Source organism: Vibrio sp. J502, assembly GCF_025397955.1.
Taxonomy (GTDB): Bacteria; Pseudomonadota; Gammaproteobacteria; order Enterobacterales; family Vibrionaceae; genus Vibrio; species Vibrio anguillarum.
On record NZ_CP104554.1, the window covers coordinates 837,518 to 854,265 of the forward strand.

The 16,748-nt window shown below is 43.5% G+C and carries 13 protein-coding genes; 4 read left to right on the forward strand and 9 right to left on the reverse strand.

The window, feature by feature from the left end:
• The first annotated feature begins 1 nt into the window (after position 1).
• Genes lpxK through kdsB form a run of 3 tightly spaced genes read left to right on the forward strand, consistent with a single transcriptional unit; the run spans position 2 to position 1,927 of the window.
• Complete coding sequence (gene lpxK, locus N5E84_RS04070) at positions 2-1,009, forward strand: tetraacyldisaccharide 4'-kinase (protein WP_019282055.1); 1,008 nt, start codon at positions 2-4, stop codon at positions 1,007-1,009.
• Positions 990-1,169, forward strand: a complete 180-nt coding sequence (locus N5E84_RS04075) for a Trm112 family protein (protein ID WP_013856535.1) — start codon at positions 990-992, stop codon at positions 1,167-1,169. The genes lpxK and N5E84_RS04075 overlap by 20 nt, the downstream gene beginning before the upstream one ends.
• Positions 1,169-1,927: a 3-deoxy-manno-octulosonate cytidylyltransferase gene (gene kdsB, locus N5E84_RS04080; RefSeq protein WP_019282054.1), complete on the forward strand. Its 759-nt coding sequence runs from the start codon at positions 1,169-1,171 to the stop codon at positions 1,925-1,927. The genes N5E84_RS04075 and kdsB overlap by 1 nt, the downstream gene beginning before the upstream one ends.
• Before the next feature lie 83 nt (positions 1,928-2,010).
• Here kdsB and N5E84_RS04085 read toward each other — a convergent pair whose 3' ends face one another.
• The 6 genes from N5E84_RS04085 to pflA all read right to left on the reverse strand — a co-directional run bounded on the left by N5E84_RS04085 (position 2,011) and on the right by pflA (position 9,233).
• Complete coding sequence (locus tag N5E84_RS04085; protein ID WP_019282053.1) at positions 2,011-3,549, reverse strand: SpoVR family protein; 1,539 nt, start codon at positions 3,547-3,549, stop codon at positions 2,011-2,013.
• Between the two features lie 12 nt (positions 3,550-3,561).
• Entirely contained in the window at positions 3,562-4,833 is a 1,272-nt protein-coding gene (locus N5E84_RS04090) for a YeaH/YhbH family protein (RefSeq protein WP_017042294.1), read from the reverse strand.
• An 82-nt stretch (positions 4,834-4,915) separates the two neighbouring features.
• Positions 4,916-6,850, reverse strand: coding sequence for a PrkA family serine protein kinase (locus N5E84_RS04095; protein WP_017042293.1), 1,935 nt, complete (start codon positions 6,848-6,850; stop codon positions 4,916-4,918).
• A gap of 288 nt (positions 6,851-7,138) precedes the next feature.
• A complete protein-coding gene (locus N5E84_RS04100; RefSeq protein ID WP_013856541.1) occupies positions 7,139-7,639 on the reverse strand; it encodes a YfbU family protein in 501 nt (166 codons plus the stop codon).
• 123 nt (positions 7,640-7,762) lie between these two features.
• Positions 7,763-8,428: an energy-coupling factor ABC transporter permease gene (locus N5E84_RS04105; RefSeq protein ID WP_013856542.1), complete on the reverse strand. Its 666-nt coding sequence runs from the start codon at positions 8,426-8,428 to the stop codon at positions 7,763-7,765.
• A gap of 64 nt (positions 8,429-8,492) precedes the next feature.
• Positions 8,493-9,233 (reverse strand): pyruvate formate lyase 1-activating protein, encoded by a 741-nt coding sequence (gene pflA / locus N5E84_RS04110; RefSeq protein ID WP_013856543.1) that lies wholly within the window; start codon positions 9,231-9,233, stop codon positions 8,493-8,495.
• 201 nt (positions 9,234-9,434) lie between these two features.
• On the opposite strand from pflA, the gene N5E84_RS04115 reads away from it, so the two are divergent.
• Positions 9,435-11,312, forward strand: a complete 1,878-nt coding sequence (locus N5E84_RS04115; protein ID WP_017048071.1) for a methyl-accepting chemotaxis protein — start codon at positions 9,435-9,437, stop codon at positions 11,310-11,312.
• A 17-nt stretch (positions 11,313-11,329) separates the two neighbouring features.
• Here the strand turns inward: N5E84_RS04115 and N5E84_RS04120 are convergent, their stop codons facing one another.
• The 3 genes from N5E84_RS04120 to N5E84_RS04130 form a co-directional block, all read right to left on the reverse strand.
• Complete coding sequence (locus N5E84_RS04120; protein ID WP_029388195.1) at positions 11,330-12,316, reverse strand: lipid A deacylase LpxR family protein; 987 nt, start codon at positions 12,314-12,316, stop codon at positions 11,330-11,332.
• A gap of 200 nt (positions 12,317-12,516) precedes the next feature.
• Positions 12,517-14,793 (reverse strand): formate C-acetyltransferase, encoded by a 2,277-nt coding sequence (pflB, locus tag N5E84_RS04125; protein ID WP_013856546.1) that lies wholly within the window; start codon positions 14,791-14,793, stop codon positions 12,517-12,519.
• A gap of 268 nt (positions 14,794-15,061) precedes the next feature.
• Entirely contained in the window at positions 15,062-16,603 is a 1,542-nt protein-coding gene (locus tag N5E84_RS04130) for a DUF3360 family protein (RefSeq protein ID WP_017042289.1), read from the reverse strand.
• Between the last annotated feature and the right edge of the window lie 145 nt (positions 16,604-16,748).

Genomic DNA, 16,748 nt, shown 5'->3' on the forward strand with positions numbered 1-16,748 from the left:
AGTGATTGAAAAAATCTGGTTCGGACATCACCCAGCGTGTTTTTTGTTGTGGCCACTGTTGTGGCCCCTGAGTGTCTTGTTTCGGTTGGTCAGTCAAGCACGCAAGCGAGCGTTTCAAGCGGACAAAAAAGAGCGCTATAAGGCTCCCGTTCCTGTGGTGGTGGTGGGTAATATTACCGCGGGTGGTAATGGTAAAACACCGTTGGTTGTATGGTTAGTGGAAGCTTTACAAGAACAAGGCTTCAAACCAGGAGTTGTTTCGCGTGGGTATGGTGGTAAGGCTCCGGTTTATCCATTAGTGCTGCAAAGTGATACGCCAACCGCTCACTGCGGTGACGAACCTAAATTGATTCACCAGCGCACGGGGGCTCCGGTTGCTGTTGCACCAAAGCGCTCACAAGCAGTGCAAGCCCTGCTTCCGTTGGGTGTTGATGTGATCATCACTGACGATGGCCTTCAGCACTATGCATTGGAGCGTGATCTCGAATTTGTAGTCGTGGACGGCGTTCGTCGCTTCGGTAATGGGCAGTTCATGCCTTTAGGTCCGTTAAGAGAGCCACTCTCGCGGTTAGCGGAAGTTGATTTTATTGTGACTAATGGCGGTCAAGCTCAATACGGCGAATTGGCTATGCACCTTTCACCTAGCTTAGCCGTTAACTTAGTGACAGGTCAGCAAGCGCCAGTGAGCCAGTTACCTGCATTAGTGGCTTTTGCTGGCATTGGTTATCCCACGCGCTTTTTCAATACATTAGAAGCTTTAGGTGCAAAGACGGTATTGACCCAAGGTTTTGCTGATCACCGAGAGTATCAATATTCAGAATTAGAGGCGCTTGCGCAACATGGAGCAAACGTCATCATGACAGAAAAAGACGCAGTGAAATGTGCGGCCTTTTCACAAGAAAACTGGTGGTATCTTCCCGTTTCTGCGCAATTTAGTTCGCCAGATGAAAGGCGTATTTTGGACAAAATAAAAGAGGTAATGGAGTCATATGGATCACCGTCTGCTTGAAATTGTAGCTTGCCCTGTATGTAAAAGTAAGTTGACTTATGATAAAGAAAATCAAGAGCTTATTTGTAAATTAGATCGTTTGGCCTACCCAATAAAAGAAGGGATTCCTGTGTTGCTTGAGCCAGAAGCGCGCAGCATGACGATGGATGAGGGACGATAATGGCTTTCACCGTTGTTATCCCTGCTCGTTATCAGTCAACTCGCTTACCTGGCAAACCTTTGGCCGATATCGGCGGTAAACCCATGATTCAGTGGGTTTATGAGCAAGCGTTACAATCGGGAGCTGAGCAGGTCGTTATTGCTACTGATGATGATCGTGTTGAAGCGGCTGTCCATGCGTTTGGTGGCAATGTTTGTATGACATCATCACATCACGAGTCCGGTACTGAGCGTTTAGCCGAAGTGGTGAAATTAATGGGCATTGCCGATCACCACATTATTGTTAACGTACAAGGTGACGAGCCACTCATTCCACCGAGCATCATCAAGCAGGTCGCTAACAATTTAGCCAACAGTAGCGCGCCGATGGCGACTTTAGCGGTTGAAATTACTGATCAAGCTGAAGTGTTTAACCCTAACGCGGTTAAAGTGGTAACAGATCAAGAGGGTTACGCGCTGTATTTCAGCCGTGCGACAATTCCTTGGGATAGAGATAATTTTGCAACTGGTGGTCAAACGGTGATTCAGCCATTGCTACGTCATATTGGTATTTACGCTTATCGGGCTGGTTTCATCAATACTTATATCAACTGGCAACCCAGTGTACTTGAGAAAATTGAGTGTTTAGAGCAGCTTCGAGTACTGTGGTATGGTGAAAAAATTCACGTTGCCGTTGCTAAAGAAGCACCACCTGCAGGTGTTGATACACCAGAGGATCTTGAATTGGTCCGTGCTCTCGTTAGTTCACATAACGCTTAAACTGTTTGAATTTACGCTAAGATCGAAGGGAAAACTAAGAAAAAGGAGCTAAATAGCTCCTTTTTCTCTTTGGTCTCGGATTGCTAAATCCGAGTTTCACGGAGTTGTGGGCAGGCGGCTAGAATTTCACGTCGGCCGCTCTCTTTGAGCTCTTCCAAAATGACATCAAATCCCCATAAACGGTAAAGGTGTTTTAGTACCTCATGATAGCTTTGATCTAAAGGAATTCTATCGTGTGGAACGTGTTGAAGCGTCAGGGAACGATCACCACGAACATCCACGTTATAAACTTGAATATTCGGTTCTAAGTTACTGAGATTGTACTGTGCTGCAAGCTTTTCACGGATGGCGTGATAGCCAATATCATCGTGAATGGCACTAACTTCAATGAAATTCTTACGATCATCATCCACAATGGCAAACAGCTTGAAATCGCGCATTACTTTAGGTGAAAGATACTGGCTAATGAAGCTCTCGTCCTTAAAGTTGTGCATAGCAAAATGAAGCGCATCTAACCATTCTGTGCCAGCAAGCTCAGAAAACCATTCCCTATCTTCATCGGTTGGCTCTTCACAAATACGTTTAATATCTTTAAACATAGCAAAGCCAAGTGCATATGGATTGATGCCACTAAAATAGGGGCTGTTGTAAGAAGGTTGTGCGACGACACTGGTGTGGCTGTGTAGAAACTCAAGAATGAATTTCTCAGAAACAAAACCTTCATCATAAAGGTGATTCAAGATAGTGTAGTGCCAGAATGTGGCCCAGCCTTCATTCATCACTTGCGTCTGTTTTTGTGGGTAAAAATATTGGCTTATTTTCCTCACAATACGAACGATCTCCCGTTGCCATGGCTCAAGCAGTGGCGCATGTTTCTCAATGAAATAAAGAATGTTTTCTTGTGGCTCACTTGGAAAACGAACTTTAAGATCTTCTTCTTTGGTTTTTGCTTTGGGCACGGTGCGCCACAGTTCATTAACTTGTGATTGTAGATAAGCTTCGCGCTCTTCTTGACGTGCTTTTTCTTCTGCTATCGATATTTTTTCAGGTCGTTTATAGCGGTCAACACCATAATTCATTAACGCGTGGCATGAGTCGAGCAGCGATTCGACTTCGGGTACGCCATATTTTTCTTCGCATTCTGAAATGTAGTTTTTGGCAAACAAGAGATAGTCAATGATAGAACTCGCATCCGTCCAAGTTTGGAAAAGGTAGTTGCCTTTGAAAAACGAGTTGTGACCATAGCAAGCGTGCGCCATCACTAAGGCTTGCATAGTGACGGTGTTTTCTTCCATTAAATAGGCAATGCATGGGTCTGAGTTAATAACGATCTCATACGCGAGCCCCATTTGGCCATGTTTGTAACCTTGTTCCGTTTGAATAAATTTTTTGCCAAATGACCAGTGGCTGTAATTAATCGGCATGCCAATGCTGGAGTAGGCATCCATCATCTGCTCGGAGGTAATAACTTCAATTTGATTGGGGTAAGTATCGAGACGATAAAACTCAGCTACCCGGCGTATTTCAGTATGGTATTTCTCCAAAAGCTCAAACGTCCAGTCAGGCCCGTCTGGTAACAATTTGCTCTTGCGTTTTGAAGTACCTTTCGCTTTTGTTGTCATTAGTATGCCTCCCTAAGCTGTTTCCTTTTGGAATAGCTCCCTAAATACAGGGAATATGTCATCCACGGTGCGAATGTTTTTAATCGCAAAATTGCCAAATGAGGGTTGTAATTTTTCGTACTCGTGCCACAAGGTTTGGTGTGAGCGACGAGTGATTTCAATATAAGCGTAATACTGGCAATATGGCAGAAGCTTATTGGTGAGGAGTTCTTTACAACGAGGCGAATCATCAGCCCAGTTATCACCATCGGATGCTTGAGCTGCGTAGATATTCCATTCGCCGAGTGGGTAGCGTTGTTCAATGATTTCATGCATTAATTTCAGGGCGCTAGAAACAATCGTGCCGCCGGTCTCTTGAGAGTAGAAGAACTCGTGCTCATCCACCTCTTTGGCTTGTGTATGGTGACGAATAAACACCACTTCGACATTTTCATAAGTGCGAGTTAAAAATAGATACAGCAACACGTAAAAACGTTTGGCAATATCTTTAGTCGCTTGATCCATTGAACCCGACACATCCATTAAGCAGAACATAACAGCTTGGCTCGATGGAATGGGGCGCTTTTCAAAGTTTTTGAAACGCAGGTCAAACGTATCAATAAACGGCACACTTTCAATTTTTTTACGCAACGCTTCGATTTCTTGCTTAAGTCGCTTCTCTTCTAATACTTGAGCGGGCTCTCTATTTTGAATGCGCAGTAACTCTTCTTCTAATTCCCCCATTAAACGACGTTTTCCCGCTGTCATTGCGGTGCGGCGAGCCAGTGATTGTTGCAAAGAACGAACTACAGCGATGTTCGATGGTACACCTGCCGTTTTGAAACCCGCGCGATGAGTTTTCCATTCTGTAATCTTATTGATTTGATTTTTTTCTAGATTAGGCAATTCCAGATCTTCAAACAGTAGATCAAGATATTCATCTTTAGAGATTTGGAAAATAAATTCATCTTGGCCTTCGCCATCAGCACTCGCATCACCTTGTCCTGAACCATTGCCTTGTCCGCCACCTTTAGGTCTCTCAATTTTATCACCAGTAATAAACTGGTCATTACCCGGGTGAACCCGTTCTTTCAAACCGCCTTTTCCTTGATGAAACACGGGTTCTTTGATGTCGTGATTTGGGATCGACACATCTTCGCCAGACTCGGTGTTGGTGATGGAGCGACGATTCACTGCGTCTGCAACAGATTCTTTGATCTGCTCTTTATGACGGCGTAAAAAGCGTTGTCTATTGACCGCGCTTTTGTTTTTACCGTTCAATCTTCTATCGATAAATTGCGCCATGAGTATCCCCTTGAAAACGTCACCTTTACGTTAGCCATTGTTCGTATGGCTAACGCATGTACAGGTTTTGGTTTGCTTGAAGTTAAGAAGATTTACGGACGCGTAAATACCACTCAGACAACAGCCTTACTTGTTTTTCTGTATAACCTTTCTCCATCATACGAGCGACAAAATCGTCGTGTTTTTTCTGATCATCCGATGATGTTTTGGCATTAAAAGAGATAACAGGAAGTAGCTCTTCGGTATTTGAGAACATTTTTTTCTCAATAACAGTACGCAGTTTCTCGTAGCTGGTCCAAACCGGATTTTGCCCATTGTTATTAGCTTTTGCGCGCAACACAAAATTGACGATTTCATTTCGGAAATCTTTCGGATTGCTAATACCTGCCGTTTTCTCGATTTTCTCTAATTCGCTATTGAGCGATGAGCGATCGAAGAGTTGGCCAGTTTCTGGGTCTCGATACTCTTGATCTTGGATCCAGAAATCAGCATAAGTAACGTAGCGGTCAAAAATATTTTGACCATACTCAGAATAAGATTCCAAATAAGCCGTTTGAATCTCTTTACCAATGAACTCGACATAACGAGGCACTAAGTAGCCTTTTAAAAACTCCATATACCTTTCAGCGATTTCTTGAGGGAACTGCTCGCGTTCAACTTGCTGTTCGATGACATAGAACAGATGAACGGGGTTAGCCGCAACTTCCGTTTGGTCAAAGTTGAATACGCGCGACAGTATTTTAAAGGCAAAGCGAGTCGATAAACCGGACATCCCTTCGTCAACACCTGCGTAGTCACGATACTCTTGATAGCTTTTTGCTTTTGGATCGGTATCTTTTAGCGTTTCACCATCGTAGACGCGCATTTTGGAGAAGAGTGACGAGTTTTCCGGCACTTTTAGGCGCGAGAGGATACTAAATTGACCAAGTAATTCTAGTGTGCTTGGTGAGCATGGCGCTTTGGATAGTTCACTGTGTTCAAGCAGTTTTTGGTAAATTTTCACTTCTTCCGAGACGCGTAAACAGTAAGGGACTTTAACGATATAAACCCGGTCCAAAAACGCTTCGTTGTTTTTGTTGTTACGGAATGTCTGCCACTCTGATTCGTTTGAGTGTGCTAAAATCATGCCATCGAAGGGTAGGGCGGATAACCCTTCTGTACCGTTGAAGTTTCCTTCTTGCGTGGCGGTTAAGAGTGGGTGAAGCACCTTAATTGGCGCTTTGAACATCTCAACAAACTCCATTAACCCTTGGTTGGCTTTACAGAGTGCACCGGAATAGCTATATGCATCGGGGTCATCTTGCGAGAAATGCTCGAGTTTTCGAATATCCACTTTCCCAACCAGTGACGAAATGTCTTGGTTGTTTTCATCACCGGGCTCTGTTTTTGCGACGGCAATTTGATCGAGAATTGAAGGTCGTACTTTGACCACTTTGAATTTGGAAATATCGCCACCAAACTCGTGTAAGCGTTTGGCCGCCCAAGGTGATGTAATTGAGCGTAAATAGCGTTTTTCTATCCCATATTCCTGCTTGAGGATTTCGCCATCTTCAACCACATCAAACAGACAAAATGGGTGGTCATTGACTGGGCTACGAACGCCATTTGCAGACAAAACATAAATAGGCATTTGTTGCATTAAAGCTTTGAGTTTCTCCGCCAGTGAAGATTTACCGCCACCAACTGGACCGAGTAGATAGAGAATTTGTTTTCTTTCTTCTAAACCTTGGGCAGCGTGTTTGAGGTAGGAAACAATCTGTTCTATGGCTTCTTCCATGCCATAGAAATCCTCAAAAGTTTTATAACGAGAAATCACCCGGTTAGAGAAAATACGACTCAATCGGGGGTGTTTTGCTGTGTCTATCAGCTCAGGCTCACCAATCGCCATTAACAGCCGCTCTGCTGCATTGGCATAAGCACTTTTATCTTCTTTACACAGAGCTAAAAACTCTTGCAGTGATAGCTCTTCATCCTTGGCGGCTTCATAGCGTGCCTGAAAGTGGTCAAAAATACTCATAGTGAATTCCCCTCTGAAAACTGTCTAACTGACAACACCGCTTAAAAACACAAATTAATAACAATTTAAGACTAGTCCGAGTTTGACAATTTTGCTTAACAATTATGTGTTTATTTAAATTTCGTGACAGTAATAACGTCGAGCAGGTTGAACTATTTAGTGTGTGAATATCAAGAGTTCGAGGGATAAGTTGGTGTTGGAGTTAATAACTGCGAGGGGGAATGTAAAAAAGACGCAGTGTCTGCGTCTTTTCATCTTTCGTCAGCCTACCTTGCTAGGTATTAAAATTTAGGCATTAAAAATTTGTGTAAATTCTGCGGTTGACAAATGGTATTGGCGAGGACAATTACGCCAAGCCGTTAACATGCGACGATATTTATCTGACATTGGCATTTGGCTGTTGAAGTGGTGATCGGCTTTATCAAATTGTGGGTAAAGCCCTTCAGACTCAACCAAGAAACGCACGTAATGAACGCGTTGTGACTCTTTAGCGATATCAAACCCTAAAAAGTGCAGGCGGCGCTGATCCACATTTTTGCTTTCTGCATCGGAGAGCATTTTGTGTGATTCTTGCATGGCGTGATACATCTCCATGATGTCGATCACTTCGCGACACTCCGCTTCGGTCAAGCAGCCAAATTCTTTGTTGAGTTCTCGCATTTGCAGTTCATAACCACGTTCTACAATGGTTTGTAACCGCTTGTATTTTTTGGCGTTGTTGGGATCCATCTGTGACATCAAAAAATACTGATTAGATAGAATCAGTCGTTGAGCGTTGGTCATTTCCATGGAGGTAGCCTCACTAAATTTTATGTTCTATTTGATGGCATAAGGTTAACAGCAATTATCGACAATGAAACATGATCTCAACACGGATTTAATATGGAAAGTATAAAATGTGTGCAATTCTTGTCACTTTTTGTGTAAGTGGTTATAGATATAATCTTTGTCGGAAAAGACACGCAACCATTCCGGCTTAAATACGGATAGTATCGCTAACGCCATACCATTGAGCAGCCCTTCTGGGAAAGCGAGTAAAGGAACAAAAATTAGGTAATTATCGCGGATGACTTGCCAGCCATGTTGCCCAAGAAGCAATTGATAAGCGGTGTTAATGGCCAAATGCAGGCTACCCGTCAGGCCGCCATTTAAAAAACCAGCCACAAAAATAAACACAAAAATGTTGCGCGGTAGATAATGATAACTCAAAGCAAACAAAGCATAACTAACTAGGATTGGCAGTAGCGATGATAGCAGTAAGTATTCGGGGATGTTAAAGAAGGCCAGTTTACCGACCACCGCCAGTGCGAATGTAACAGGAATAGTTATAACAAATGCGCAGCGCCAGCCAAACATCATCGTGAGGGTTGTTAAACCGAGAAAATGGATAGGCAATCCTTCGGTCACTCCGGCTTGAGCTAACCACAAAAGAAAAAGCGCAAAAGAGGCAAAATAGGTGAGATGCTGAAAGGATTTCTCGGCCTTAAACTTTGTCCAAAATGAGTATTTAAAATCGCGAAGGGTCGTTAACCCAACAAGTAGCAGGAGCAATAGCACCGCAAGTTGTTCCAGCTGCATGGCTAGCCTCTCTATAAAAATGCCAGCATTATGCTGGCATTTTTATGGTTATTAAATCAAGCAATCAATATTTTATGTTTGAGTGATACTGAGCTAAGATCCCAACGATTTTGTCCATGGTCTCTTTTGACGGCGGATTCACACCTTCTAATGGGTATTCTAACCCCATTGCTTCCCATTTATGAGCGCCCAATTTGTGATAAGGCAGCAGCTCTACTTTTTCGATGTTATCCATATCTTTAATAAAATCACCAAGCATATGAGCCGCTTCTTCGTCATCAGTGTAGCCAGGAACAATCACATAACGGATCCACGTTTTTTTACCTATGGTGTGTAAGTAGCGCGCGAAATCTAAGGTTCGCTTATTCGACACACCAATAAAATCATGGTGGATCTCATCTTTCATGTGTTTGATGTCTAACATCACTAAATCAGTGGCATCGAGCACTTCATCAATCACGTCTGTGTGTTTGCGAATATAACCGTTGGTATCTAAGCAGGTGTGAATACCCTCAGCTTGCGCTGCGCGGAATAAATCACGAACAAATTCAGGTTGAAGCATAGCTTCACCGCCTGAACAGGTAATTCCGCCGCCAGAGGCTTTCATAAAATGGCGATAAGATTTTGCTTCGGTAATGATTTCTTCAACAGTCACTTCCTTGCCTTCATGGGTGTCCCATGTGTCACGATTATGACAATACATACAACGCATTAGGCAGCCTTGCATAAAAACAATGAAGCGAATTCCAGGGCCATCTACCGTGCCACAAGACTCAAAAGAATGAATACGACCAGTTGTTGACATCAGTTCATCTCGAATAGGTTATTTGCCCGTTATTTTATTACAAATGGTAGGGATTAAGTAGGGTTAATGTGCAATTGCCGCCGCATATCCTAAACCATATGTTGTGGCTCAAAATGAATGCCATGAAATTCTGCACATTGACTACACTGTATAGAAATAAGAACTCGTTGAATGCGATAGGGTTTAAATAAGGAATAGTTCATGGATGTACAGTTTTCTCAAAAGCAAAAAATCAGTCTATTTTTAGTTATCCTTTGTGTTGGTTTTTTAGGTTTAGGGATTTATACCGCAAAGAGCTTGATGGGAATGGATGAACAGTATCGCTCCAGTGGCGAAGTGGCATCCGGTTCTGTGGCGATATTTACTACTCAAGCAAATTTGTTGTCGCTTGCATCAGAGCTAAACAACATGCAAGGCAATCAGGTCAACTCGATTTTGAATAAATTGGATCAGTTGATGGGAGAGGTGAATGCTAATGTTGCTTTCCTGCAAAAGACCAATTTTGCTCAAGAAGGGGAAGTGTTGCTCAAGGCGGCCAAACAATTTGACCAATTTTTGCGTCCTTGGTTGCAAGTGAAATCAGAGGTGGGTTTCAACGTTAACGAAGGTAAGCTGGGTGAGCTGAAAACGTTGGCCACCACGATAGAGAAAAAGATAGATGAGACGGGGATGGTTACAATCAACTCGGATTTTCAAGCCATGGTTAAGGCGCAGCAAAATTATTTATTAGAACCCACGGAGCAAAACTTAAAACTGTTTAATCGTGCTATGGCCAGTTTCGTCAATATGTCTGATTCTTATTCGATGTTAGATCTGTATGAAAAAGAGATACAACAATTTAAACAGGCTTTTTTACGTGTGAGTGAACTGTCTCAGCAATTGCAAGTGATGGAGAAACAAAGAGGCGATACAGAGGCGCAAGTTAAGTCGGTGATTCAAGATATTTCAACCAAGCTTTCCGCGTTGAGTGAGCAATATCAGTTGGCCGCAAAAACGACCGCATCGCAAACACAGTGGTCTGTATTGGCGGCCTGTGCGTTACTTGCCATATTGACCATTGCTATTTTCCTTACCTTTAGTTTTTCTCTTTCTCGTTCTTTGTCGCAAACTATTCACGTGTTGAACAATATCTCGCGTGGCGATTTGTCACGACGTATGCCGATGACGAATAACGAAAAGGACGAATTCAATCAACTGGCATTGGCCATTAACCAAAGCTGTGAAAATTTAGGGAAATTGGTGAGTGGTGTGCAGAAAAGCAGTGAAGCCTTGTCTGGTGATGCCGCATCACTGAATGTTGGATTAGACACTTTGGTGACAAATCAATCTGATGTTTTGGGACAAACGCAATTATTGGCATCGGCCACAGAAGAGGTCAGCGTGACGACCCAAGAAGTCTCTAACTCATTGGAGTTTGTTGCGGAACTCAGCAAATCTTCTATGCAAAGCGCAGAAGAGGGAGGAAAAGTGATTTCCGTTGCTATTACGTCACTGGTTGAGGTTGGTAAAATCCTAAGCTCGGCCGCAGGCCACATTCATCAACTTGAACAAGCTTCTGCAAAAGTAGACTCGGTGATGGACATCATTAATGGTATTGCCGAGCAGACTAACTTATTGGCACTCAATGCCGCAATTGAAGCGGCGAGAGCGGGAGAGCAAGGTCGTGGCTTTGCTGTTGTCGCTGATGAAGTTCGAAGTTTAGCAGTAAGAACGGTCAATGCCGTGGCCGAAATTTCCGGCACTATTGATACTATGCAAAAGGAAAGTGCGGAAGTAATCACTTATATTGCGCAATCTGAGCAGTCTATGCAGAGTGGGCAAGAGAAAGGTAATGAGGCAATACAGGCCATCGCGCAAATTATCAAAAAAGCAGATGAAGCGGCGAATAAAACAGAAGCCATTTTTGCATCGATCCGAGATTTGGCGACGACTAGCCATTCAATGGCAGATAATATGATACAAATATCTCGAGCCATGAAAGCCTTGGAAGAGAACAATGAACAGTTAAGAGCAACCAGCCAGATTGTGGATAAACGCTCTAGCAGCCTAAGTGTAGACTGCCAAAGTTTCACCATATAATTTCAGTTTGCTAAACGTTAGAAAAAAGCAAAAAGAGAAATATTACCGACACCGTGAATGGAGCTTTTGTCTTCCTTATACTCAGGTGTGTTTGCGGTGAACGTTAAACTCGCACCGACTTGTTGAATATACCAAGCCGCACCAACTACGGCGGTCGCCTGAAGATTTTCCAAGTTAACTTGGTAATATTCAGATGGGTGATCTAATCCGTTTAAAGGCCTATCTCCTTCGATGGTAATGTCATTGAAGCGATAGCGTCCTTCTACACCTCCGAATAGAAACCATCCAGTATCCGAGGCACCAATCATCCCTGCCGAGAAAGGGTTTTCTGCACTGATTTGAGCACTGCCAAAGTTACCCGCAAGATCGGTCCCCCAACGCATCATAAAACCTGTGGAGAGATCACTGCGAAAGTTACCTACATTGACCTCTGAAACGTTGGAAAGCTCAACGTCAGTTCCTGCATAGCTGCGGTATCGTGTCAGATTAAAGTGAGATAGATAACCCACGCTGCCGACGATTTTTTCCTCTACTTGGTAGGCCCAACCATTGGGTTCGTCAGATTTAGTTATGCTGTGCACTAACTTTTGCGCTTTCTCAGAAAGCGCAGCATCTCCGGTGGTTCCAATGGTTAAATTTGCCCGCGTGGCTTGTTGGGGATGCAAACTAATATAGTTAAGCTCGGTGTGTAAATACCCAGCGTAAGGTCGTTCATTCGGCTCTGGTTTGGTAAGAGAAATCTCCGAAGGAGTCCACATTTTGTGGCCAATGCTGATTTCCCATTTGTCCAATGGGGCCGCTCCCCAAACCGAAAGGCTAAGTGGTTTAGCCCACCAATATGGAGCAATCGCCCCTGAGGTGTAGCTTAAAAATAAACCATTGGTGTAGTCGCGATCTACGCCAAATACGCCATCGTTATCGAGGTTAAAAGCAACCGTTGCGTGTTGAGAGGCCAGCGCAGAAGCACTGAGTAACGTCAATGGAAGAATGTGAAATAGCTTCATACGAACACTGCAGAGTATAGACAAACCCTAATCATATAGGAAAGATGCGCTATTCAGTTGATAAATAGGCAATTGAATCAAAATAAATGTGGTAAGCGTAACATTTGTGGTCGATGCATTACGCATTTTTGATTTCTGAGTATAAAAAAGCCCCACTCATCGAGCAGGGCTTAACTATTTTGCTAGTAATTTAACTGAAATTATAGAGATTCAGTGAAAGTACGTGCAATAACGTCAGCTTGTTGTTCAGCAGTCAGTGAGTTAAAACGCACAGCATAGCCAGATACACGAATGGTCAGCTGAGGGTATTTCTCAGGGTGTTTAACCGCATCTTCTAAAGTTTCGCGATTAAGCACGTTCACGTTTAGGTGTTGGCCACCCTCAATGCCTGCTTCATGGTGGAAGTAACCATCCATCAGGCCAGCAAGGTTGGCACGTTGACTTGCTTCTTCTTTGCCTAACGCATTTGGAACGATAGAGAAAGTATAAGAAATACCATCTTGTGCATCAGCAAACGGTAGTTTCGCTACTGAAGTCAATGATGCTACTGCACCTTTTTCGTCACGGCCATGCATTGGGTTTGCACCCGGTGCGAAAGGCATACCAGCACGGCGACCATCAGGTGTGTTACCTGTTTTCTTACCATATACCACGTTTGAAGTGATAGTCAGGATAGACTGAGTTGGAATTGCATCACGGTACATCTTAAGTTTACGGATTTTGCCCATAAACGTAGAAACAAGTTGGCATGCGATGTCATCAACGCGGGCGTCATTGTTACCAAATTTAGGATAATCACCTTCGATTTCGAAATCGATCGCTAGGCCATCTTCGTCACGAATTGGCTTAACTTTTGCGTATTTGATTGCTGATAGAGAGTCAGCAGCAACAGACAGGCCAGCAATACCACATGCCATCGTACGTTTAACGTCACGATCATGCAGTGCCATTAGCGCGGCTTCATAGCTGTATTTGTCGTGCATGTAGTGAATGCTGTTTAGTGCGGTCACATATTGCTTCGCCAACCAATCCATGAAGTGGTCCATTTTTGCCCATAGTTCGTCATAGTCAAGATACTCACCTGCGATCTTGTCCATTTTAGGACCAACTTGGATTTTCAACTTCTCATCAATACCACCATTGATGGTGTAAAGCATGGTTTTAGCAAGGTTTGCACGCGCTCCGAAGAACTGCATTTGTTTGCCTACAACCATTGGCGATACACAACATGCGATAGCATAGTCGTCAGAGTTCATGTCTGGACGCATTAAATCATCGTTTTCGTACTGGATAGATGAAGTATCGATAGATACTTTTGCACAGAAACGTTTAAAGCCGTCAGGTAGCTGCTCAGACCAAAGTACAGTGATGTTTGGCTCTGGAGAAGGACCCATAGTGTATAGGCTGTTTAGGAAACGGAAGTTAGAACGCGTAACGAGTGTACGACCATCAAGACCCATACCACCCATTGATTCTGTTGCCCAAATTGGGTCGCCAGAGAATAGTTCATCGTATTCAGGAGTACGTAGGAAACGAACCATACGCAGCTTCATTACGAAGTGGTCGATCATTTCTTGAGCTTGTACTTCAGTGATTTTACCCGCTTCTAGATCACGTTGGATGAAGATATCTAGGAAAGTCGAAGTACGACCTAGCGACATTGCCGCACCGTTTTGTGATTTAACAGCAGCTAGGTAGCCGAAGTAAGTCCACTGGATAGCTTCTTGTGCAGTTTCTGCTGGGCGAGAGATGTCAAAACCGTATTTTTCAGCCATTTTTTTCATTTGGCCAAGTGCGCGGTGTTGCTCTGCAATTTCTTCACGAAGTTGCATCGTTGCCGTTAGATCTTCGCCGTTCTCAAAACGCTCTTGTAGAGAAGTGAATTGAGCAAGCTTATCCTTCATTAGGAAATCAATACCGTAAAGTGCTACGCGACGGTAGTCACCAATGATACGGCCACGACCATAAGCATCAGGAAGGCCCGTCAGAACACCAGACTTACGACACGCTAGAATATCAGGAGTGTAGATATCGAAAACGCCAGCGTTGTGAGTTTTACGGTATTCTGAGTAGATTTTTGAAATCATAGGGTCAAGAGTTCTACCGTATGCTTTGCAAGAACCTTCAACCATACGCACACCACCGTTAGGGATGATAGCGCGCTTAAGTGGTTTCTCAGTTTGTAGACCAACGATAGTTTCAAGATCTTTTTCGATGTAGCCTGCATCGTGAGCAGTGATGGTAGAAATAACGTCAGTATCGAAATCGACAGGGGCTTTAGTCGCGTTTTCCTGTTTGATACCTTCCATTACTTTAGCCCAAAGCTTGTTTGTCGCTTCAGTACCTTCAGAAACTAGGAAAGATTCGTCACCTTCATACGGCGTATAGTTCTTTTGAATAAAATCACGAACGTTAACTTCGTTTTGCCACTCACCTGCAACAAAACTTTCCCAAGCTTTAGCAAATTGCTCTGCCATGACATACCTACCTTTTTAGTAGAAAAAACACGTACCGTCTTCACCGTTGAGCCAGTTATCCTCGAAAGGAGCAGTACACTCTATTAATACAATATCTATATTCACACTATTCAATTATCTGAATATAGATATTGTGCTTTTAAGCCTTGAATGCAAGATTAGACTAAAATTTTTTTGCAAACCTTAAACTAAATCAATAAAAGTTAAATTTTTCAAATAAAGTTTGGGTAGTGCGAGCACTACCCAAATTCGTATTAGTCCAAGCTCATTATAGCCAAGCTTTTAAACCGTATTGGTTTTCAAGCATACCAACCGCAAGCATAGCAATTAAACAGATGATCAGCACACCACCTGGAATGATGATTTTATCGATAAAAGACAGCTTTGATGCACGTTCTTTGTCGCCAATTAGGCCATTGTTATCGAGTAGCATGGTCAATGCCCACGCTAGAACAGGGTTCACCACAGCGCTACCAAAGATACAGATGCCCGCTGCTTGTGAATCTTTTGTGTTTCTTACCATTTGCATACCCGCTTCTAGTAAAGGAAGAAATACCCCTACTAATAGAGCAATACGCATCACTGGAGGCCAAACCGCTACGTCCATAGGGAAGCCAAGGATAGCAATAGTCATGACCAATAAACCTAAGATGATGGCACCACCAGGAATTGGGCGTTTAGCAATCGCCGCTGGGATCATATACGTTCCCCATGACGATGTGATATTACCACCACCAAGTGCTGTACCTACCATTTGACGAATTGAACACATGGTCATTGTGTCATCAACATCCATCAGTACTTTTTCAGTTCTCTTTGGATAGTTCAATTCTTGGAAAATTCGGTGACCAAGGAAATCTGGTGACCACATCGCAACGGCCAAAATAGCAAAGGGCAATGAGGCGATAAAGTGCTCTACTGTTGGCAAACCAAGCATCCAACCTTCAGTGGTTGAGCCCCACCAGTAAACAGGATTAAGGTTAGGTAAGCCCATTTGAGTTTCAAATTGAAGATCAAAGCCAGTACCGAATAAAAGCGCAATCGCAAGCCCTGTCATTGCACAGACAGGAATTGCTAACCAACGCATGTTGATTTTTGCAAGAAATGCATACAGCACAATATTGACACCTAAAACCACTAGGCCAACGTAACCTAAGCTGCCTGCGGCGACATCGGCCGATTGCAAACTGGTAGCCCAAGTTTGGATAGAACCAATTTGGCTCATTGTTCCGGTAAAGCCGAGGAAGATAAGCAACCCGCCTGCGGTTCCCTCGGAGGTTAGATTGACCAGTTTCGAGCCTCCTTTAAAGTAACTTAAGAGAAGACCAAAAACGCCAAGCAAAATTGCCAATGCCAAAGGGTGTGCACCGGCTAATGCGATTGAGCCGATAAGAGGGATCATTGGGCCATGGTTGCCAGCTAAGTTGGCTTTTGGGTTTAAGAAACCAGAGGCAATAACACAGAAGAAGAGGGCAGGAAATAACATCTCTACACGTGCAACTTCAATCGCGAAGTCTTTACCTAGATGAATGTGATCCCATGCTTGGGTTAGGCCATCAGCCCAAGACATCATTACCGCTGAGTACATGGCGATGATGCCGATTGTGCCCGCGATGGCTGGTACAAAATCTTCAAGTTCAAAACGGAAGTCACGACCAGGTAAGTTCAAACCAAAGCGACGGGGCTTCATGATTTGCAGTTCGTGGTCTAGGTAATCTGAACGGCTTGCAAACTCAGATGCTGGACGATGCAGCTCTTTATAGCTTTTCGTCTCGATTTCTGAGCGCTCATTGTTGACTACGTCTGGCATAGATTCCTCATATTTTTTAAAAGTTAGTAATTCGTACTGAATCCTAGTAATCCGCGAAGAAGCGGTAATGTTTTTAATTGAATATGTAGCACATCTCATATGTGCTTGCATAACAACAACTAAAAAAGAGAGTGTGGTTATTTAT